Genomic DNA, 21,843 nt, shown 5'->3' with positions numbered 1-21,843 from the left:
CCTCCTTTCTAAATTAAGAGTGCCTTCCTAACCTTTGGATAATCAGTGCAACAATAATGATCACCCCCGTAATAACATCTTGCATAAATGACGGCACTTGTACTATGGTAAGACCATTTGCCAAAATGCCGATAATGGCCGCCCCATAAAGCGTTCCTAACACATTCGGGATTCCACTTCTCACTACCGTCATCCCTAAAAAAACAGCCGCATAAGCATTTAAGAAAAAGCCATCTCCCCCTGTAGGATGAGCGGAACCTAAGCGGGATGCGAGTAACGCTCCCGTAAATGCGGCCAACATGCCACATAGTGCAAAAGCGAACGTTTTATAGTGTTGAATTCGAATACCCGACACTACCGCCGCCCTTTCATTACCACCAATAGCATAAAGTCTTCTGCCAAGCGGCATATGAGACATAACATACCAAAAGATGAGAACAACCAGAATCATAATAATTGTTAGTAATGGAATTGCCCCTAACTGAGTTTGACCAATAAACTTAAAACTAGTAGGGATGTTTTGAAAGATAGTAGATCCGTCCGTTAACCAAAACGTAACGCCACTTAAAATTGTTCCCATTGCTAACGTTGTTACAAATGAAATGACTTGAAAACGGGTAACGATAGCACCATTTGCCATTCCAATGAAAAAGCCTATCAGTATTGGTGTTAATAAACAAATGACGACAGGCATACCAGCTGCTGCTAGTTTAGCCGCAATGACACCACCTAAACTGGCCATTGCTCCAACTGACAAATCGAATTCTTTTACCGACATCACTAAAGTAGCTCCGACCGCTATAATGACAAGGAAGGAGATTTGTCTCGTTATGTTGATGAAATTATCAAACGTAGCAAATGATGTTGGTGCCATAATACTAAACAAGATAATAATTCCCACACCTGCTAACATCGTTCCATATGAACTGACAATAGATTTATTTATGAACGCTTGTTGTGTTTCTGTACTAGGATTCATGGTGTGACTCCTTCCCGCTTAAAGTTATAACAGACTTCTAAAATATCGCTTGTCGTGACATGTTCATTTTGTAACTCTGCTACAGTTTCTCCTTCGTTGAAAATGAGAATTCGGTCACTTACTTCTACAATTTCATGAACATCCGATGAGACAAAGACAATACCGTGTCCAAGATCAGCTTGTTCCTTTAGAAACGAATGGATTTGAGAGCGAGTCATAACGTCCACCGCTTGGGTTGGTTCATCACATAAAAAGACAGACGGTTTTGTTAATAAAGATTTAGCAAACACAACCTTTTGCTGATTACCTCCGCTTAACTCAGAAACATATTGACTGGGACTGGTTGCTTTTACTTGGAATCGTTCCATTTCGCCTTTTACAACCCTTGCTTCCGCTTTTTTACTTATCTTCCCTTTTGTTACGAGTTCCTTTAACACTGGCAGCGTAATATTATCCTTCAATGTACTAGTCATAATGAGACCGTCCTTATGACGATCTTCCGGAATCATCACCACGCCACGATTGATCAACTCTTCTGGTGTAGACCTCGTCATATACTCTTCCCTTACTCTCACATAACCGGTTCTCATTGCCCTTATACCGTATATTGCCTCTAACGTTTCGGTTCTACCCGAACCTGCCAACCCATAAACCCCTAATACTTCACCAGCATGTAAAGAGAAGTCGACTTTCTTTACCCGGTCATCTTTCGTAGAAAGATTCTCTACTTGTAATAAAGTGGATTGATTTTCAAAGGGTCTTTCTCTTGATTTGAACTTTTGGATGCTTCCTCCGTCTGTCATATGGTGAATAATCGTATCACGTGAAAGTTCTTCCTTGGCAAGAGTAGTCATAACCTTTCCACCGGTTAATACGGTTACTCGATCAGAAATGGACATTACTTCTTCCAACCGATGAGAAATGTAAATAATCGCTACCCCTCGTTCTTTTAACCGTTCAATAAAGGAAAACAATAGTGTGGACTCTTTATCTGTTAAAGAAGCAGTTGGTTCATCTAAGATTAATAGTTTAGAGCTCGTACTCATTGCTCGTAAAACCTCTAACAATGTTTGTTCTGATGGCGTCATTTGTGAAACTGGAATGTTTAGGGGGATATCAATCCCCCACTTCTGCTTCAAAGCTTCTCCTTCCTGTTCCATCCTCTTCCAATCAATGCCAAACCACTTTCTCTTAACCGGATAACGACTATGAAGAAATAAATTTTCTAAACCATTAAAATCAGATACTAACTGTCTCTCTTGATGGATCGCATGTATGCCTAATTGTTGTGCTCTTTTCGGGGAATGATCATCAATTTTGTCCCCTTCCCAAAATAAAACACCTTCATTAGGTTGATAAACTCCAGTAATGATTTTGATCAATGTTGATTTACCTGCTCCATTTTCACCAACTAGTGAATGAACCTGACCTTGTTCAAATTCTAGTTCAATAGAATCAATGGCTTTGTTGCCCCCAAATTGTTTACTTACATTGTGTATCTTAAGCAGCTTCACTTTACAACCACCTTAAAGGTTTACTCTGCCGTAATTAATTCAGCAGGTGCATACAGTTCAGTTCCGTCAACTTCTTCCCCCGCAAATACTTTTTCCATTTGGTCAATAACAATTTCAGCCATACCAACAAAGTTTTGTTTCACGGTTGCTTTAAAAGGACCACCTTCCTCAATCAACTCAACTGCTTGACTGTTCCCATCAATCCCCGTTACAACAACATTGTCACGATTTACTGAATTAAGTGCTTGTGTAACACCGATTGCCGGTTCGTCCCATCCAGCCCAGACTGCTGTAATTGCATCTTCTCCTTGGTTAGCAAGCAATAGATTCTCCATTTGTTTTCTTGCATTCTCAATCGGACCAGGCACTTGCACTTCCTGTTCGGTAATGACATTAATATTTGGATAATCCGATAACAGTTTGTCCAATGCTTCTGTTCTCTTTAATACGCCCGGGTGTGGGCGGTGTGTAAGAACGATTAAGTTCCCTTCTCCTCCCATGAGTTCAAAAAGATGCTCCGATATCATATTTCCCATCTCAGAATTGTCACTCGTTGCGTTTAGTGTCATTCCATCTATGTAACTTGCATCACAGCCGAATACAGGAATATTCTTTTCACTCGCTGATAGAATTTGAGAATGTACTTGGTTAGGATCTGTACTCACGAGAACAATGGCATCGGTACCAGAAGAAATGACATCTTCCATACGAGAGGCAAGTGCACCAACATCCCCTTTCGTATCAACTATATTTACTTCCCACCCTTTTTCTTCAGCCATCTGCTCGAGTTCATCAACCATCTGTTTCGTCGTCACTGAGGATAAGTACGGAGTTAATATTGAAACTCTTGGTTTGTCGTCCCCACTTGTCGTGTTCGAACAAGCCATTAAAGAAAGAACCATGATTATACTAACAACTACTAAACTAAATTTTTTCATTTTCATATCTCCCTACATTTTTATGTTTTTCCAATAGTTCTTTAGCCGTGACCATATCAGTTATCAATACATGAAGCCAACGTCCTTGTAGTGCTGCCAAAACGGCATCGACCTTTGCTTTCCCTTTAGCAACACCAATAACTAGCGGAATGTTCTTTAAGTTGGCTCCTGAAATGCCAATCAATCGTGCTGAATGAGACATACCTACCTCTTGCCCATCCTTACTAAGAAACGAAGTACCAATACTTGCAACACCACCTTCACGCCTAATGTTATAGACGTCTTTTTCACTCATATTAGTAGAAGAAAATAATGTTGCTTCTTTCGAAACTTCACTAACACTAACCAATGCAACAGAAGCATGGTTGGCGATGTTAATGACTTTTCGTATTTGTGGTTCTTCCATTACAGTCGCCTTCATTGTTGCAGAACTGACAATTGCCGGTGCGTGTAAAGACCAATGCTTACCTTTTGCCTTTTTAGCAAGCTGATATGTATAAGCATTTGCATCCCAATATGCTCCTTCCGGTCCCCAGCCCCCTACTAATGGAACAAACTGCACCTCTTTTTTAGAAATGTGATTAATTTCATTTACAAAGGCTGCAATTGTTTTTCCAGCCATAACGCCTACTGTATCCCCATCTTGAATAACTTCTTGAAGATAATTCCCACCTGCTTGGGCAAAAGCAGCTTCATCGTTCCCTTGATTCGTATCCACGATTATTGCGTTTCGTAAATGAAAATGGTCCATTAATTCCTTTTCTATTGTAGTTTCTTCACGAAAAGGGTTCCGGATGGAAACTTCTACAATTCCTTCAAATTTGGCCGAAGAAATAAGCCTACTAACTTGTGGCCTTGATATACAACATCTACGAGCAATTTCTTGCTGATTTAACCCTTCGTGAAAATATAATTGACAAACTTTTACCATTAAACGAATTCTCTCTTTATTCAAGGCAACCCTCCTTTGAACATATGTTCAATGAGTAAATTTTTGTTCAAGTGTTATGTAACAAGTTACCATTCGACAGAAAATTGTCAATAGTTTCATGACAACAACCATTCAGAAAACTAGAAGTGCGTGCAAGTGAATACGAAACGTTTGAACTCTCATGTTTCTCTGATGCTCCAAAATTTGTATATAAAAAGAGAGTCTGTATCGAAACAGACTCCCTAAACTTTTTATAATCGTTATTTCCAAAATCCAGGATGGCCGTATGGCCCATATTGATGATGACCATGATGATGACCATAACCTTTATGGCCGTAGTCATGTTGTGGATGATAACCATGATGGTGACCAAACTTGTGACCAGGACCGAAACCACTATATAAGTGAGGTCCAAAACCGTAATGACCGTACCCATGAGGCTTAAAACCATGGTGGTCGAACTTATGATGGCCGTGGTGTCCATGATGATGCCCATAGCCATAATGTCCGTGATGTCCAAAGAAGTTCATCGAATCCCCCTCCCAACTAAACCTTTTCAAACATTTTTGACCAGCCAAAAATGTAGATGCTGTTATATTCGATTATCCCTACTTAAAAAAACGGCTAAGATTGATAAACACTCTAATATATGAGCTATTAGTAATATATGCTAAATGGAAAGGTTTGTATGGGTTCTATGATTAGTAACATATAATCTAGATGCCAACCTACAAAACAACACTTGCACCTTTGCATATAAAAAAGCATATGCTTTTCTAACGAAAAACTTACGCTCTATGTCATACACATATATGTAAAGTATCTAGTGTCAAAAAAATATATAATGAACCACGGTTACGTACGGCCATGCGTAAGTTCCGCACCTTATGATAAACTAAGTCGTTTAGATGATTTGTTTTCCCTGAATCTTCACAAGTATGAACAACTAAAACTCCATTTGAACTTGGGTATGTATATTGTCAAATTAGTACATCCGTATTGAATATAACTTGCAAAAAACATACATGTATTAAATTCATTTTTCATACAATCTTTTTAGAGGTGATGATAGTGGCAAGAGTGGCTTATACCGAAAGTGACATTGATTTAATAGCGAGGATGATCAGGGCAGAAGCTGAAGGTGAAGGACAACTGGGTATGCTTATGGTTGGGAATGTTATTATAAATCGAGCAAAAGCTGATTGTTTAGACTTTAAAGATGTACGGTCTATACGGGATGTCATTTATCATGTTCAAGGTGGAAATTATGCTTTTGAAGCAGTACAAAAAGGGAATTTATTTTATAGCCCAGCAAGAGAGGTAGAGAGAAGATTAGCACGACAGGTTGTGAAATATTGGAGACAACAGCCTTCTATATATTCACTATGGTATTTTAATCCGTCTGGGAATTGTCCACCTACATGGTACGGTCAACCATTCGCAGGACAGTATAAACAACATTGTTATTATGAACCAGTTGCGAATACATGTGATAGTGCTTATCGATATTGACAAAAAAAATCCTTACAATCTAGTGCCCCCCAAAAGTTAGAGCTTTTAATCAGTCGGCTGGTGTGGAATCGGTATTAAACCATTCATACCAGCTAATTTTTACGCTTATATTCACCTATTGATGATATAAAAATCTGAGGGGAAGTACTTCACAAATAACGCATTAAATAACACTCGTCTATTACGTTATTGGTACTGTACATATTTACATCACTTTCATCATTTATTTCAAAAAAACAAAATAAAGCATAAACCTTCCTAAAAGGGAGGTTTATGCTTTAAGTCACAACATGTGACTTGAACCATACTATTGCCGAGTATTGAAGGATATCCTTGCCAAAGCCTGGTATAACAATAATCTCCACTATAAATTTCCGCACTATCCTTTGAAAATGAGCTTGATTATCCAAATTACTTATCCGTTAATGCTACATTTAGGGACTTTAGGCAAGCTTATCCTTCTCTAAAGAACTTCTGGCAAGGGTATGATGTAACGCTAAAAGAACATGTAATCTAGAATAATTATATAATATATAAACTAAATTCCCAATAAAAAACAAAATGTTCTTTAATAAAATAATGTCGCACTTTTATTCCCTTCTAATGAATACAGTTAATATATCCTTCCTTATATTTTTTCATTATCAGATACTATCCTAGTTATTAATTTTTTTCACTAAATTCTTCTTCTTTCTTCTTCTCTTTCCCCCAAAAATAGCAGCATCAATCATATCAATCATATAAGTAGTTCCTACATCAATACTAAATATTGCATAGTATCGTTGTATTGCACAGCAAATTACTTTGTTTATTCCCTCTAGTCCCTCACTGATACCTTTTTTTGCACCATCTATGTTAGCAAGTATCTTTGTTTAAAAACAAAATAGGTGTAATTTTTATAACAAGACCTAACAAAAATAAATATAATAGCATACAATCCAACTACGTGATAAAATCGTTTTAAGATTGAAGTGTCTACTACAACCCCCTTTTCTTTGACGAGCACCTTTTTAGGTGCTCATTTTTCTTTTTTCAGGCTATTTCCACTCCATACCCGTTCTTTTAATATGGACTTGGTAATTCACTTTAACATCCATATCCTTATAGATTTCTGACCACCGCTCATCACTTTTGACGTGTTCATCCCAGTATTTTGCATATTTTGCTCGTATTCTAGCTCCTAACCCTAAGACATCAGACCCTTTTTCTTGTAATTTCTGTAACAAGTCTTCTCCTATTTTTTTGAATTTCTTATTGGTTTTCTCTTCGATTTTTTGTAGAATTTGTTCATTCAATTGATGGCTTTTTGTTTCCTCTTCAATGACCGCATCGATTTCTACATCTATAGTGGCACTTGGTTTTCCCTTTTCCACTTTCGTGCGAATTTTAGATTTCCGTTCGGTTACCTTGACCATGAAGACACCTTTTTGACCAGAGATTGAAACAGGGCCACTATATCCTCCAGGGTTCTTCTCTTTCATCGCCATATAAACCCCTATTTCAATCGGCGGAAATGTATCCACCATCTTTTCTCCTTTAAAATAAGCCATACCATCAATCAAGATACGGTCATTGTCTTGCACCTTCACCGAGGGAAGAATTGCGTCTACTCCGGGATCGGATATATCAATCCAATACTTCCCTAAATACTCTCTTGGTAATTTCCCGAATCGTACAGCGTTATCCAAGGTGTCGGACAAATAAAGGGACGGCACGGTTTCAACAGGTGGAGATGCCTCTAACACCTTACTCGCCTTTTTTTTGTTCACCACCATCCATGCGGTTCTTCGTACTTCAGGATTTCGTCTAAAGTAATCATTGATATCTTTCACCCCTTTTTTTGCTACGTCTTCGGAGATAACGATAATCTGTAAATGTCCCAAGTACAGTTTTTCGGCTAGTTGTTGCTGTAGGTTGGCCATCGCATCTTTCACGGTATGCCCCACAGTTTCAAGCACCCATGCGGTTTTGGCTGAACCTTCTCCTCCTCCTCCTTCAGGACCTAACTTAATCTTTCCTGGAAGAGAGATTTGGGCAGTAATTTTTATGTAGTCCTCTTTCTCTTCTTTAGGAAACTCTCCTTCTCGGTGTGTGACTTCAGGCTCTTCTTTCATGTCCTCTTCTTCTGCAATATCGATCGCAATCCCTAAAATATTGGCTCGTTCCTCTATTTCATACCGATCCCAACATCCCGTTACAAGAAGTGGAATCCATAACCATATCCATATTTTCCTCATTCTGATTCCCCCTTTTTGCGGCGAATCATAGCCAGCAATAATAGAGTGAAAGGGTAAAATAAGAGGGGGGCGAGTCCAAATCGACTTACCATTAAAATATAGTCATACATGACATAAATATCATCGGGAAACATGGCAAGAAAATAGATGACAGGGGCTCCGAATATTGAAATCACTCGGTAATGGTGAAATCGGAACAACTCACAAAGCCCTCTTACCACAACAAAGTAGTAAGACAGCAACGTAGTAAAGACCCCGTATATCCATGAAATCAACAAAACCGCATCCACGCGTGCCAACACTTCAGCAGGAATTTGAACCATTCTTCCGAGTACAAGAGTTGGCCAGTACATCTTGAGGATTTCTTCCTCGCCAAACGTACCTATCGTCATAATGGCAATGAATAATACAATCGATGCTCCTATCCAGTACCCCCAAATGGCTCCCTTCATGCTCTTTTTCGGGTGTTTCATAAAAGGAATGACCATCGCTATTACCAAAAAGTTCCCAATGGCTTGTGTTACCGTTAAAGCACCACTCATAACCCCCTTGAATGACGGATTATGTCCTAAAATAGGGGTGATATGGTATACCTCCATATCCTTAAAAGCAGGAAAGAGTATGGCTGCAATCGGAATAAGTATGAGGGGGACATAGAAAAAATGGATATATGCAAACGTGGTGACGTTTTGAAAACTGGTTGTCGCACAAAGCATAATCATGATGATAATAGCGACTTGTATCGGTGTATTAGGAAGCATAGATCCATGAATCGCCTCAGCGTAGTGCCTGGTCTCCAATCCCATCATGACCATAAAAACCAAGATGATAGCAAGACTAAGAACCTTCCCTACTGATTTTCCAAGAATGATTTCGTTATACCCAATAATGGTTTTATTCGGAAATCTCTTCGCCACGAATACGATTCCTAACAATCCAACAAACGCCATTAATATTCCGATAAACGTAGCAAAAGGGGCTCCAATTCCCGCGTCTCTTACGACAAAACGCACAAAGGTTAAAATGGCCACCCCAAGCATGGTACTAATCACAATAAAGGCCAATTGAAGGTTTGTGACCTGTTCTTTCGGTTTATTCATTAGACCCTTCCCCCTTTTTGCTGGCAAGTGGGTTGGTTGGCCCTTTTTTCACACCACTTTCGACTCGCACAGAATCTTGGGGATAGAGTTCAGCTGGACGCTCCGTTAGCCAACGAAGCGGAGCGCGAATCAAGGCATCCTTAAACCCTTGCTTATTCCAAGGCGTAACAGGGGAAAAATACGGAACTCCAAAAGAACGTAATGAAATCATATGATTGATGATAAACATAAGGCCCGTTGCAAGTCCTAATAATCCAATAAATCCCGATAAAATAATTAATGGGAACTTTAATAATCGAAAAGCGATCGCTGCATTATAAGATGGGGTTGCAAAGGAACCAATCGTAGATAAAGCAATAATGACCACGGTAATTGGACTCACAAATCCTGCCGATACGGCTGCTTGTCCGATCACTAATACCCCAACAATGGATAAGGCTCCACCAACCTGTTGAGGCATTCGAACGGTGGCTTCTCTAAGGATTTCCATTGCCACTTCCATCAGTAATACTTCAACCACCACTGGAAATGGGACACTACTCCTCCCACTGGATGCGGCTACTACGAATTGCGCAGGAATCATTTCAGGGTGAAACGATAAAACCGTGATATAAAACGACGAAAACGTAAGAGAAAAAATCAGAGCCATAAAACGGACAAGACGAGTGATACTCATAATCATATAACGCTCAATATAGTCCTCACTCGTTTGATAGAACTGGTTGAATACAGCGGGGACAATGAGAGCAAACGGGGACCCATCAACTAGAATGGCAACCCTTCCCTCTAATATATTCCCAACTGCTTTATCAGGACGCTCCGTGTTCTGCACCTGCGGGAATGGAGAACGTGGATTATCTTGAATAAACTGCTCGATGTATCCCGCATCTAATACACGGTCAATCTCTATGTCTTGAATTCTCTTTTTGACTTCATCTATCAATTCTTGACTCGCAATGTTGTCTAAATAACACACAGAGATTTTTGTTTTCGTTTTCTTCCCCACCTCCATCGGGTCTATTCGAAATTCAGGTACAGGGAGCCGGTATCGAAGCAACGAGATATTGGTCTGCATCTGTTCAATGAAACCGTCCCGTGGTCCACGAACGACTCGCTCGGTTTCAGGTTGAGAAATTCCTCGTTTTGCTAGTTTGAATGTGTCTAAAAGCAATGCTTCTTTTTCACCATCTATAAAAATGACGGTTTTTCCTTGCAGTAAGGCATCGAGCACCGCCTTCATGTCACTCCCCTTCTCTCCATCACAGTAATAGAGTACCTCATTTAAAATGGAGGGGATGGAAGGACTTTCGGAAGGTGACTTTTGGTTTAGCTTGTTCCTTTGTAGTGGTTGAAGTATATCCCGATTTATCTTTTCCTTGTCCACTAAACTGCTGATAAAAAAAGCAACTGCAGATGTATCCCCAAATAACTGAAACTCCCGGAGTGAGAAGTCACTATCTTTTTGAAATATATCTTTCAAAAGGGAACGGTTCTGTTGTATGTTGCTCTCTATGTATTGATTTTTCATGTTTTCCATTTGTTCACTATAAGGATTGGGGTTGTGTTTGCCTTTTTTTTGTTTCCCAAACAATCGAAAGAGCATATTACCTCTCCTTTGTTGCAGTTGCAAGTAATCTTACCTTCTTACAGTGCTTTGGATACAATATCTTCATACTAGGTAATCTGTAGCATTTTATAGATTAAATTATGAAGTAAATATTTTGATGCAAAATTTGAAAAGATTCCATGCAAAAAGGAGTATGGTAATAAATATGTTTGAATCGATTTTTGATTTTTTATTCACGAAAAAAAGAGAGAAACTTATGAAAGGATTGTATAAAAGAAGTTAGATGGGGGATTAAACGCTAATCATACATTCAGTGTACATAACGCCCGTAACAGAAAGCATATTTGCCCACCTTTCTATTGATGAACCTATATTAGTTTTAGATTATAATATGCCACTATTCGAAAATTCAAAAACAGAACCGATACAGCCCTATCAAGCCTAATTATAAGTTCAATTGGTTATAATGTTACTAGTCATTTACTCTGGAGGTGTAAAATGAGCAGAGACATTGAATTAATTAAAAGCATGCATATCATTGGAAACATGGTACGTGGACTTCAATACGGGATGGAAGAAAACTTACGGACTTTAGCTAATAAACTTGGAATAACCTATCCAGGACTTAGAATTCTCTGGATTTTACACTTTGAGAAAGAAATGTCAATAACCATGCTTTCAAAAATTGGATTGTGGGACATTTCTACCACTCAAAGGATCGTTAGTAATTTACATAAGCACAATTTTATACATGTAAATAAAAGTGAAGAGGATAGTCGAATTAGATTGATTAGTTTAAACCAGAATGGCTGGAAACTGATAGAAAATGCTTATATCATTCTCTCACAGATGCAAGCTGATCCCGATTTGCCATGTGCCATAGAAAAAGCCCTAGATAAATATAATAGTGATGATTTTCGTAAGTTTTTGGAAGTTGGGTTATATATTTGTACAGAGATGATCAGTCAAGACTATGTGAATTGGGTTCATAAATCAATGAAGACGTACTTAAAAAGGAAAATTGAAGAATTAGAATAACAAAGGTTGCAGTTGCAAACAATGTACTTAACAATACACTTGCAACTGCAACTTTTATTATTTTTGTTGGAGGTATTAAAATTGAAAAAATTATATTGCCTGAATATTTTTAATGCAATTTTCGCATTTTTAACCTCTGTTATTCAAACAGAAAAAATAATTAACAACGCTAAAAAATTTAACAGAAAAAACACTATATTTTTATTGCTTCTTTCAATTTTTGCTGCCGTCGTTTCTATCGTACAAAGTAATATCATTATTAAGAAAACCACAGATAACATTATAAAAACAGAAAAAATAAAAGCATGACGGTGTTTTGAAAGTTGTTAAATTAACAATAACATTTTTCTAAAGAAGAAAAGGGTAAAGGAACTATATCTTAATATGGTGGGGTTATATATCTCTTAGTTTTTTAGTCAGTTGCACTTGTACAACAACGGATTATATACGTATTTGGTGGTGAGTACTCTTTGAAAAAACAATTATTAAATATATTTTTAATTATCGGGATTGTCCTTATACCTTTTGCGTTTAAGAGAGAAAAACTAAAAGATTGGCTACTAATTTTCTTTCTAAAGGGGTACATATCAAGTTTTATCTCTTTTATCGTTGTTAATAACAAACAAATCAGTTACCCAATACGTTTTATGCCGAAGTTTTTTAAAATAAGTATAATTTTCGAATATTTGTTATTCCCTTTGTTATGTGTATTTTATAACCGCACTTCCTTAACATCTAAACCCGTATCGATTTTAATACAATCAATGCTTTATAGTATGCCAATAACAATAATTGAGGTTTTATTAGAAAGAAAAACAGATCTTATTAAATACCATAGTAAATGGAATTGGAAAATAACCTTTTTATCGTTAGTTACTTCGTTTTTAGGTGTCCGAGGCTTTATGTATCTCACCAGAAAATTGAATATTGAGATAGACGATTCCTCTTATGAAGGTGTCTAGCCATGTCATTTATCAAAAATTTTTTTAAAAAAAGCTCTGTTATAGTATTTTCATCAGCTGGAGTAATTGAAATTAATACGTGCTGTCGGTCATGAGAATAAATAGCGTTGATAGTAATACCTTTTGCATTAAAAACACTTAGTAATGCATCTTTACTATTAATGCCAAATGAAATTAAAGCGAATATACCGAAATTTACCTAGTGTTGTAAGAGAGATTCAAGACCAAATAACTGAACTAGATCAGACAAATTAAAAAAATTTAATAAATTTCTAATCGCAATCTAACTCACCGATTGTATAAAAGGAAATTTGATTTACCTGTTGAATTTAAATATGGCTTCAAAATTATAAAGTAGGAAACAGTTTGTTCCTGGCAAAACGATGTCCCGTTTGTAAACGTTTATTTAAAACAGGATAAGTCCTAGATGTATTAAATACAGTTATCGTCAGGATTGTTTACCAAGGTATAAAAGTCAGCTTCCTATGATAGACAAAGGAACATACCGAGTTTCATTGAAAAATATAATGTTTTGTATAGTTTGGTGTAATCAAAGAAATCATTTACTCTTTCTAGAAGAGCTTCGAGACTGTCAGTAATATTGCCCCCTAATACCTTCTATATTTATGATTCAATTTAACTTAGACGTTCCCTATTATTGTGTTCTACTTAATCTTTTAGAGGATACCGTCCTTTTTAATTTGCATACGAACTGACTTTGGCTTAGTATGAGAATTTAAAAGAGTTCCCTTAATACTTTTCTTTAAAAAACATATGGTAGATTAGGGAAAAGAACTTTTTGGCCAAAATTTGTGTTATTAAGGAGGTAGAAGATGAAATTAACAGGTGTAAGCTTAGTTATGCTAGCCGCTATATGTTGGGGTGTTAGCGGAGGATTTGCGGGTATTTTAATGACTAAGGGATGGGATCCTATTGTGATTTCATTTTACCGTGGAGCTGTTGGATTCATATGTTTTTTCTTCTGGTTTCTCTTTCGCTTTAGAAAAAATCAAATCCTAACTCCTCGTGTATACATATGGTCCCTATTGGCAGGTATTGGAGTTGCTGGAAACTTTACTTTTTATTTTCTCAGTATCCAAGCTGCAAGTATTCCTGTTGCCGCTACGTTAATGTACACCGCACCTGTGTTCGTCCTTTTAATCTCTTTTTTATTACGAATAGAACGTTCGACTTGGTATAAATGGGGGTGCATTGCCGGTGTACTTATGGGGATTATCCTGCTTACTGGTGCCTATAACACCGATTCGATTTCAGTGAGTTATCTAGGAGCCGCTTCAGGGATTGCTGCTGGCCTCTCCTATGCTTTATTTATATTCGGATTTAAAAATGCTTCTTCTATCGGAAGGCCACAGACTACGCTAACCATCGCCTTTTTTACCCTTTGTCTCATCCTTTTTCTTTTTACAGACATTGGTGAGGTAGTTGCTGTAATAACATCAAGTGATATTGGCTGGTTTCTGTTATTAGGTATATTGGGTGCTGGAGTATCATTTATATTTTATGTGATTGGTATTCGATGGACTACTCCCACAACTGCCTCAATGGTCGCCATGGTAGAGCCGGTGACAGCTTCATTATTTGGTGTTCTGTTTATCGGAGATCATTTGACCATCATTCAACTTCTTGGAATGGTGTTCATACTGGTTACGATTACCGTGCTGAGTGTGAAGCAGTCCGACGAGAAAGTTTATATTCATTCCAATAATTAAAATGATAAAATCACTTTAGTATAATAGCATTTTCTTAGTAACTTAAAAATTAGGTTAATTATAATGTTTGACTCCAATCTTGTGTAGCATGACCTTCTAAATAACGTTCTGCATCTAGTGCAGCCATACAACCAGTTCCTGCAGCAGTAATTGCTTGACGATATTGATTGTCTTGGACATCACCACATGCAAATACTCCCGGAACATTTGTTTTAGTGGAACCGGGCTTAACAATGATATAACCGACTTCATCCGTTTCTAGTTGCCCATTTAAAAAACCTGTATTTGGCTTGTGACCAATTGCAACAAATATTCCATCAGTCTCAATAATGTGTTCCTCCCCTGTATCATTGTCTTTAACCTTCAGTCCTGTCACTTTCTTTCCGTCTCCTAACACTTCTATTGGAGTCTTATTTAAGTTCCATTTAATTTTATTGTTTTGCTTTGCTCGTTCTTGCATAATTTTAGACGCTCTTAATTCGTGTCTTCGATGAACAATTTCTACTTCATCAGCAAATTTTGTTAAAAACGTAGCTTCCTCCATTGCCGAATCTCCACCACCGATGACTACTACTTTCTTTTGACGAAAGAAAAAACCATCACATGTAGCACAAGTACTTACACCTTGTCCAAGTAATTCCTTCTCACCAGGAATATTAAGCATTTTTGCTGAGGCACCTGTTGAAATAATAAGCGCTTCGGTCAGTACTTCTCCCAAACCTTCCACTTTTAATTTAAATGGCTTAGACGAAAAATCAGCTTCTGTTACCCAACCTCGTTTAAACTCTGCTCCAAACCTTTCAGCTTGTTTTCTCATGTTGTTAATCAATTCTGGCCCCATTATGCCTGTTTCGAAACCAGGAAAATTTTCAACTTCTGTTGTTAATGTTAATTGACCACCTGGTTCATCCCCTTCAATAACAACAGGTTTCATATTTGCTCTTGCTAAGTATATAGCAGCAGTTAAACCAGCAGGTCCAGTGCCTAAAACGATAACTTTTTCCATAGTATCCTCCTTAAAACCAACTAATATTTTCAGAAAAATTCCATTTAAATAGTTTTATGTATTTATTATTTCTATCGACATTGTATTTATCCTAAGTACATAATCGATATTTCATGGGGGAACATGTAACTATATAATACGTATAAATAGAAGGTGATTTTATGTCAGATAAAAAGTTCAACCCCGCAAAAGCGGACAAACCCATTAATGAAGAACGCTATAAGATGCTGCCACCGAACAGACACTGAAGCATTTAGACATACAATCAAATGATATAGTTGCTGACTTAGGTGCTGGTAATGGATATTTCACTATTCCTGCTGCCAAAATGACAAAATCGAATGTTTTAGCTGTTGATATAGAACCGTATATGTTAGAACTATTAGAAAAAAGAGCAAACAAATTTCAAATTAAAAATATTGAGTATATAGAAAGCGATTTGGACAAGATCCAACTAGATTCAAAAAGTGTTGATAAAGTCATTGTTTCATTTGTTATTCATGAAGTAACTAGTATTGAAAATACATTAAATGAAATAAGGCGAATTCTAAAACCCGGAGGCAAAGCTTTAATTATCGAATGGGAGGCAATTGAAACAGAAAATGGACCACCATTTCATGAACGAATTCCATCAAAGGAGTTATTAAAAATAGTTAAACAACATGGATTTGAAGCTAAGGTGTTAACCTTAAATGAAGCGAATTACGGAATAGTACTACAAGTTTAAGGGGTGTCAAAATTCCATTAAAACGAGTCTTGACTTAATCTTATTTAGTGGCTCCACTTTAAAGTATTTAGTAAATCTAAAAATAAAGATGAGCAGGTGTAAAAAGACAATTTACTGGTAACATATAAGTATCGATATAAATATAAAATGAGCATTGAAATGCTTTACTATTCAATGCTCAACCTATTCATTTTCTAAATATATGTCTGTACTAACAATAATGCCACTGTATGGCTGAGAGCACTTCGTACAGTGGGAGTCCTCCTATTTCATCTTATTAGATAAGAAATAACCAACTACATGAAAACCTTTTTTTCTTAAAAACCTTGTACCCAAGTTACTTTCAACTTTTTCTGAAGCAATTACGATTAGGTTTTATCTTTTGGTATAGTAGTATGATGTCTATTCATATAGGAAAGAGGTAAGCAGAAAACATTTTCCTTTTTATCTTTAAAAGAGGTTTGGTAATCCCTTATATCTAAAATACTACATCTTCTATACTAATCTTTTGTTCTCCTAATTCTTTAATCCCCCATATAGGTATATATCTTTGGTAGAGAACCACAAGACTTAATAAAAATATAATGATAAATACAGTCATTGATTCTCCCCACTTTCTAAAATTAAACAACGATAATAAATATATAAGGAAGGCGCTTTCTTTAAAAAACTTTATATATTAAAATTCGAAATAAATCTGTACAACAAGAAAATGATTCCTACCAGGAATATTAATCTTTGTGATGGTCATAGTGAAGACCAAATATTCTTCATACTCACTACTCCTTTTTATTTATTATGAGTGTCCATAAAGGTAAAAGAAGAGAGGAGCTCCCCTCTTCCTTCTGTTTATTCTATATTCAGTTTTTCTAATATTTGATCTGGATCAAAACCTACTACCCAGTGTCCATTAACATTCGTTTGTGGTACTGCCATCATACCTGTTGCATTTACCACGTCCTGTTGAGCATCGTCATTAACAGTAAGGTCAACTTCATCAAATTGAATTCCTTTCTCCGAAAGGAAGTGCTTAAGCGTAGTGCAGTGTGGTCAAGAAGGTGTTGTGTAGACGGTAATGTTTTGTTCACTCATGTTAATCGCTCCTTTTTACTTTTTTTACGTTCATATATAAATAACATTGAACATCTTTCTTAAACTGCTTGATCAATACACTTGATTAATCGTTTTTCAATATCTTCAGCTAATTCCTTTACAGCATTGTCGTTAACCATTTCAATTAAAGCAGTTGGTTTTGGCATTCCTATTTTCGTTTTTGATTCATCCTCGTATACAACAATTTTACAAGGTAAGAAGTAACCCACCATCTTGTTTTCCGTTAAAACTCGTTGTGCCTCTTTTGGGTTACATACCTCTAATACAAGAAAGGGGTCATCAAGCTCTAGTCCCTTTTCTTCCAATTTATCTTGAATATTGAACTGCCACAAAACCCCGAACTGCTCTTCTTTTAAACTTTCCTCAAGTGACGTAACCGTTTCATTTAATGTTTTATTCGTTTCCACTGTATAATGAAACATAAAATCTCTCCTTTCGTTTTTTAATCTACCCTATCAACGGGTTCCGATAACTATTTGTCTAAATCACCTTGCCAATCATTCATCCCGCCAACCATATCTTCAACATCGAATCCAAGTGCATTTAGAATTCCGCATGCGGCTTTACTTCTGTTTCCTGAACGACAAACAATAATATATTCTTTCTCCTTATCTAACTCATGTTTACGCAAGGCCAATTGACCTAATGGGATATGTTTTGCACCTGGAATTTTACCCTGTCTAACCTCATCATTTTCCCTTACGTCCAAAACATGCACATTCTTACCCATTTTTAATCTTTCAGCAACTTCTGACGGTGCTACTTTTTGTTCATCATGACATCCCCTCATAGGCAAGCTATTCATTGAAATTAGAACTTTGTGTTCGTTGCTCGTATGACGTACCCAAACGACTTTAGTGGGTGGACTACATCAATTTCAAATCCATAAAATTTTAATATATCTGACATTTGTTGAGATGAAATTTTTTCATTTATCGATGGGCCCATATTAAACTCATTTTTTTCCCATTCAATAATTACGATTTGTCCCTTGTTTTTAAGGACTCTGTTTATTTCCTTGATAACCTTTTCATGATTGTTTACTTCATGAATAGCGAAGGCAACAAAAGCTTTATCAATCATATTGTCATCAAGTGTAATAGTTTCTATATCACTAACGACGTAATGAATGTTTGTAACTTTATTTACATCAGCGTGTACTTTTAATTGATCCAACATCTTTTGTTCAATATCTACTGCATACACTTTTTGTTTTGTTTTCTGTGCTATTGGCAATGTAAAATACCCATTCCCTGCACCTAAATCAGCAACTTTGTCTGTTTCTTTTACTTGCAAAAATTCAATGGCCTCTTCAGAGGGTAATAACTTTTGCCTCTTCTCACTCCACAAAACGTGAGCATTTTCTGGGTTGAAACGTTTATCACTCATATGTCCTCTCCCCTTTATGTAGGAAATGAGGGAGAACTTGTCTCCTCGCCATTTCCCTTTAAAGCCTCTAAATAACTGTTTAAGGATCAGTTACACCCAGCTACTCATGCCGCCTTTAACATTTGTAATATGCTTAAAGCCATGTTTTTTTAATATCTTAGCTGCCTTCATACTCCTTACTCCACTTTGGCAAATCACAACTACTTCTTTATCTTTTTGGAGTTCTCCAAGTCTATTCTTTAACGTATGAAGAGGAATATTACGAAATGGTTTACGGTGATTACTACGATATTCTCCTTGTGTTCTTACATCGACAAACTGCACCTTTTTATCTTTTGCTTCTTTCGATGTAATGTGACTCACACCTTTAACTGGCATAAATCGGTTCCCAATAAACAATATTGCAACCACAAATAAAATTCCTTGTATAATCGTTTCCACTGTTCTCCCCCTATGATTCCTGTCGATTAGCTTAAAATATCAAGCCATATTTTGATGGCAGTCCCAAGGATTAAAAGCGCTAAAATCCATTGGAGAACCTTTGTATTGACTTTCTTCCCCGCATTGGCTCCCAACGGAGAGGCAATTAAGCTTGCAATAATCATGATAATCGCCGGTAAATACAACACTTGCCCAGTTAGAACCTTACCAGTTGTTGCGCCTATCGAAGATATAAAGGTAATGGCTAACGATGTTGCAATTGTCATTCTTGTTGGTATTTTTAATACTAGCAACATAATCGGTACTAATATAAATGCCCCAGCTGCACCGACAATTCCAGCTCCAATCCCTACGAATAAAGCGAGAAATGCTGCTAACCACTTATTGAATGTCACTTGATCGAGTGGAATGTCATCAATTCCTTTTTTCGGTACAAACATCATAACAGCAGCTATTGTTGCGAGTACGCCATAGACGAGGTTGATTCCCGCACTCGTCATAAACTCGGATCCATAACCGCCAATAAAGCTTCCGATTAAAATACTCGTTCCCATATATACAATGAGTGTTTTATTTAAATATCCGCCATTTCGATATGCCCATACTCCTCCTAAAGTTGCGAATAGAACTTGTATTGCACTTACTCCGGATACTTCATGAGCAGTAAACGCTGTTAACCCAACCATGGATGGTATATAAAGTAGCATCGGATATTTAATGATGGACCCACCAATTCCTACCATTCCTGAGATAAAAGAACCAATGAAACCGATAAGAAAAACGGTTATAATAAGTAGTAAGCTGTATTCCATGTTATATCATCCTTTAAAGTAAAGGGGACCCACTAAGTGGGTTCCCTTTTATCCTTTTTTGACCCAAAATTTAAATACGCCCTCTTCTTCCGTATCTTGAATCAATTCATGGTTACCTGATTTCACCCAAGCAGCCAAGTCGCTTTTAGCTCCTTTATCTGTCGCGTGAATTTCTAATATTTCACCTGAATTTAGCTCTTCAATTGCTTTTTTCGTTTTCACAATTGGCATTGGACATGCCAATCCTTTAGCATCTAGTACTTTATTTGCATCCATCATATTTCCTCCTTTAGGTTTATTCGTGTACCGCACAGCGGTTAGGACCAATTTCCATTTCTCTTTGTTCTTCATTCTCTGGATTGATCTTACCCATGTTTGTTTTTCGGATATCTTCGTAAGCATTTGGTTGCGGTGGAAGATTTTCTGTTACCATTTTTCTGAATTCACCTTCATCATCCACTTGTAATCCTGAATTTACTTTGTAAAGATCACCCAAGCGAGCCGATACGAGTCCACCTTCTCCAAGTTCTTTCGCAAATGAATAGTGCGCAGGTAGAACAAGCAAGTCTTCGGACAATTCTTTGTATTTGTTATAAAGCGTGTTTCTTAAATCAGCTACCCAATCTTCAGCTTTACCTGCAAGGTCTGGTCGGCCAATTGATTCAACGAATAATATATCTCCAGTTAAGAAATATTGATCATCGATAATGAAAGAAGTACTACCAATTGTGTGACCTGGTGAATAAATGGGTTGGACTTTTACGGTTGTATTTCCAACTGTAATGTCTCTTCCTTCTTCAACAGGTGTATAATCAAACGTTACTTCTGTCGCATCTTTTGGTGGTAAGTAGTAAGTTCCACCAACTTTTTCAGCTAGTTCACGTCCACCTGAAATATGGTCAGCGTGCAGGTGTGTATCAATTAAGTGTTTAATTTGTACACCTCGTTCTGCAGCAAATGACTCGTAAATGTTGATCATTCTATTTGTATCAATAATGGCCGCTTCTCCATCAGACTCAACGAAGTAAGACAAACAACCTTTTCCTAAACGTACAAATTGATAAAGAGCCCCGCCATCTTTTAATTCACCAACTTTTACTGGTTCTAGGTGTTCACTCCAAGCTTTCATGCCACCTTCTAAGTTCATCATGTTGGTGAAGCCTGCTTCTTCCTCAAGCATTTCAGCTATCATTCTTGATGAACCGCCTTTTGCACAAACTACAATAATTTCCTTATCTTTTGGTAATTTGTCAACGATTGGATCAACACCATCTAGTAGGTTGAAATATGGTTCATTTATGACTTCAACTTTCCCACCTTCAATTTTCCAATCATCAAATTCATCTGTATTCCTTACATCTAAGATAAATATCTCTTCATGATTTACGATTCTTTTCGCCAACTCACTGGTTGTCATTTCTTTTGCCATTTTTATTCTCCTCCTCAATTAAAACGTAAGTGATGTATTTGCATCTTTCGCGTATTCGATAAAGGTAGCCGCGCCACCTACTTCAATTCCTTCAACAAATGCGTCTTTCTCTAAACTCATAACATCCATTGTCATTTGACATGCGATCAATTTAATACCCATCTCTTGAGCCATAGATACCATTTCTTCGATAGCTGGTACATTTTCACGCTCAAAGCCCTCTTGAAAATGTTCTTTTCCCTCTGGAAAAGGAAGGTTTTTATGAGCCTCTTTATGAATTAAATTTAACCCTTCAAAGGTAAAGAAAATCCCCACTTCCGCATCAGATGCTGCAGCAGCTAGTGCTACATTAAACACTTTATATGCGTCAAAACGCCCTCCGTTTGCGGCAATAATTGCTACTTTTGTATTAGCCATA

Annotated in this window: 23 protein-coding genes and 1 pseudogene; 6 read left to right on the top strand and 18 right to left on the bottom strand. The window is 37.0% G+C overall.

Translation table 11 applies throughout. The features are described from left to right. Positions 1–13 precede the first annotated feature (13 nt). The 5 genes from NLW78_RS12720 to NLW78_RS12700 form a co-directional block, all read right to left on the bottom strand. A complete protein-coding gene (locus NLW78_RS12720; RefSeq protein ID WP_254497523.1) occupies positions 14–979 on the bottom strand; it encodes an ABC transporter permease in 966 nt (321 codons plus the stop codon). Then, positions 976–2,493: a sugar ABC transporter ATP-binding protein gene (locus tag NLW78_RS12715; RefSeq protein ID WP_254497522.1), complete on the bottom strand. Its 1,518-nt coding sequence runs from the start codon at positions 2,491–2,493 to the stop codon at positions 976–978. Before NLW78_RS12715 ends, NLW78_RS12720 begins: the two co-directional genes overlap by 4 nt. 20 nt (positions 2,494–2,513) lie before the next feature. Further along, entirely contained in the window at positions 2,514–3,431 is a 918-nt protein-coding gene (locus tag NLW78_RS12710) for a sugar ABC transporter substrate-binding protein (protein WP_254497521.1), read from the bottom strand. Beyond that, the gene (locus tag NLW78_RS12705) at positions 3,418–4,386 is read right to left on the bottom strand and encodes a sugar-binding transcriptional regulator (protein WP_254497520.1); all 969 of its coding nucleotides are present in this window, start codon (positions 4,384–4,386) and stop codon (positions 3,418–3,420) included. Before NLW78_RS12705 ends, NLW78_RS12710 begins: the two co-directional genes overlap by 14 nt. 236 nt (positions 4,387–4,622) lie before the next feature. Continuing rightward, the gene (locus NLW78_RS12700; RefSeq protein WP_254497519.1) at positions 4,623–4,892 is read right to left on the bottom strand and encodes a hypothetical protein; all 270 of its coding nucleotides are present in this window, start codon (positions 4,890–4,892) and stop codon (positions 4,623–4,625) included. A gap of 541 nt (positions 4,893–5,433) precedes the next feature. Between NLW78_RS12700 and NLW78_RS12695 the strand changes: the two genes are divergently transcribed. Then, positions 5,434–5,874: a cell wall hydrolase gene (locus NLW78_RS12695; protein WP_254497518.1), complete on the top strand. Its 441-nt coding sequence runs from the start codon at positions 5,434–5,436 to the stop codon at positions 5,872–5,874. A gap of 1,037 nt (positions 5,875–6,911) precedes the next feature. Here NLW78_RS12695 and NLW78_RS12690 read toward each other — a convergent pair. From NLW78_RS12690 to NLW78_RS12680, 3 genes are read right to left on the bottom strand one after another with little or no spacing between them, the layout of a single operon-like run. Further along, positions 6,912–8,111 (bottom strand): Ger(x)C family spore germination protein, encoded by a 1,200-nt coding sequence (locus NLW78_RS12690; RefSeq protein ID WP_254497517.1) that lies wholly within the window; start codon positions 8,109–8,111, stop codon positions 6,912–6,914. After that, on the bottom strand, positions 8,108–9,211 hold the full coding sequence (locus tag NLW78_RS12685) for a GerAB/ArcD/ProY family transporter (RefSeq protein WP_254497516.1): 1,104 nt from the start codon (positions 9,209–9,211) through the stop codon (positions 8,108–8,110). The genes NLW78_RS12690 and NLW78_RS12685 overlap by 4 nt, the downstream gene beginning before the upstream one ends. Next, entirely contained in the window at positions 9,204–10,814 is a 1,611-nt protein-coding gene (locus NLW78_RS12680; protein ID WP_254497515.1) for a spore germination protein, read from the bottom strand. Before NLW78_RS12680 ends, NLW78_RS12685 begins: the two co-directional genes overlap by 8 nt. A 462-nt stretch (positions 10,815–11,276) precedes the next feature. Here NLW78_RS12680 and NLW78_RS12675 point away from each other — a divergent pair, with 462 nt between their 5' ends. The 4 genes from NLW78_RS12675 to NLW78_RS12665 all read left to right on the top strand — a co-directional run bounded on the left by NLW78_RS12675 (position 11,277) and on the right by NLW78_RS12665 (position 14,508). Next, positions 11,277–11,816, top strand: a complete 540-nt coding sequence (locus tag NLW78_RS12675) for a MarR family winged helix-turn-helix transcriptional regulator (protein ID WP_254497514.1) — start codon at positions 11,277–11,279, stop codon at positions 11,814–11,816. An 81-nt stretch (positions 11,817–11,897) separates the two neighbouring features. Then, on the top strand, positions 11,898–12,125 hold the full coding sequence (locus tag NLW78_RS12670; protein ID WP_254497513.1) for a hypothetical protein: 228 nt from the start codon (positions 11,898–11,900) through the stop codon (positions 12,123–12,125). 161 nt (positions 12,126–12,286) lie between these two features. Further along, positions 12,287–12,778, top strand: coding sequence for a CBO0543 family protein (locus tag NLW78_RS15695; RefSeq protein WP_367617684.1), 492 nt, complete (start codon positions 12,287–12,289; stop codon positions 12,776–12,778). An 833-nt stretch (positions 12,779–13,611) separates the two neighbouring features. Continuing rightward, positions 13,612–14,508 (top strand): DMT family transporter, encoded by an 897-nt coding sequence (locus NLW78_RS12665; RefSeq protein ID WP_254497512.1) that lies wholly within the window; start codon positions 13,612–13,614, stop codon positions 14,506–14,508. Between the two features lie 58 nt (positions 14,509–14,566). Here the strand turns inward: NLW78_RS12665 and trxB are convergent, their stop codons facing one another. Next, positions 14,567–15,514 (bottom strand): thioredoxin-disulfide reductase, encoded by a 948-nt coding sequence (gene trxB, locus NLW78_RS12660; protein WP_254497511.1) that lies wholly within the window; start codon positions 15,512–15,514, stop codon positions 14,567–14,569. Between the two features lie 244 nt (positions 15,515–15,758). Between trxB and NLW78_RS12655 the strand changes: the two genes are divergently transcribed. Further along, positions 15,759–16,241 (top strand): class I SAM-dependent methyltransferase, encoded by a 483-nt coding sequence (locus tag NLW78_RS12655; protein ID WP_302328551.1) that lies wholly within the window; start codon positions 15,759–15,761, stop codon positions 16,239–16,241. A gap of 849 nt (positions 16,242–17,090) precedes the next feature. On the opposite strand, the pseudogene NLW78_RS12650 reads toward NLW78_RS12655, so the two are convergent. From NLW78_RS12650 to NLW78_RS12610, 9 genes and pseudogenes are all read right to left on the bottom strand, one after another. Further along, positions 17,091–17,279 (bottom strand): annotated as a pseudogene (locus tag NLW78_RS12650) (glutaredoxin family protein); the annotation flags it as partial. A gap of 113 nt (positions 17,280–17,392) precedes the next feature. Continuing rightward, positions 17,393–17,776, bottom strand: a complete 384-nt coding sequence (locus NLW78_RS12645; protein ID WP_254497509.1) for a DUF302 domain-containing protein — start codon at positions 17,774–17,776, stop codon at positions 17,393–17,395. 50 nt (positions 17,777–17,826) lie between these two features. Then, positions 17,827–18,159, bottom strand: a complete 333-nt coding sequence (locus tag NLW78_RS12640) for a rhodanese-like domain-containing protein (protein ID WP_254497508.1) — start codon at positions 18,157–18,159, stop codon at positions 17,827–17,829. 5 nt (positions 18,160–18,164) lie between these two features. After that, positions 18,165–18,743 (bottom strand): class I SAM-dependent methyltransferase, encoded by a 579-nt coding sequence (locus NLW78_RS12635; RefSeq protein ID WP_254497507.1) that lies wholly within the window; start codon positions 18,741–18,743, stop codon positions 18,165–18,167. A 90-nt stretch (positions 18,744–18,833) separates the two neighbouring features. Beyond that, complete coding sequence (locus tag NLW78_RS12630; protein ID WP_254497646.1) at positions 18,834–19,121, bottom strand: rhodanese-like domain-containing protein; 288 nt, start codon at positions 19,119–19,121, stop codon at positions 18,834–18,836. Between the two features lie 89 nt (positions 19,122–19,210). Then, positions 19,211–19,996, bottom strand: a complete 786-nt coding sequence (locus NLW78_RS12625) for a sulfite exporter TauE/SafE family protein (protein ID WP_254497506.1) — start codon at positions 19,994–19,996, stop codon at positions 19,211–19,213. Positions 19,997–20,044: 48 nt separating this feature from the next. Beyond that, positions 20,045–20,272 (bottom strand): sulfurtransferase TusA family protein, encoded by a 228-nt coding sequence (locus tag NLW78_RS12620; RefSeq protein WP_254497505.1) that lies wholly within the window; start codon positions 20,270–20,272, stop codon positions 20,045–20,047. A 19-nt stretch (positions 20,273–20,291) separates the two neighbouring features. Next, entirely contained in the window at positions 20,292–21,425 is a 1,134-nt protein-coding gene (locus NLW78_RS12615) for an MBL fold metallo-hydrolase (RefSeq protein WP_254497504.1), read from the bottom strand. An 18-nt stretch (positions 21,426–21,443) separates the two neighbouring features. Beyond that, positions 21,444–21,842 carry a DsrE/DsrF/DrsH-like family protein gene (locus tag NLW78_RS12610; RefSeq protein ID WP_254497503.1) on the bottom strand — a complete coding sequence of 133 codons (399 nt, stop codon included), beginning with the start codon at positions 21,840–21,842 and terminating at the stop codon, positions 21,444–21,446. Position 21,843: the final 1 nt, after the last annotated feature.

Origin of the sequence: Salirhabdus salicampi, from assembly GCF_024259515.1 — a bacterium.
Lineage (GTDB): Bacteria > Bacillota > Bacilli > Bacillales > Alkalibacillaceae > Salirhabdus_A > Salirhabdus_A salicampi.
The sequence above is the reverse complement of the archived record's forward strand: the minus strand, read 5'-3'. Positions and strand labels throughout refer to the sequence as shown.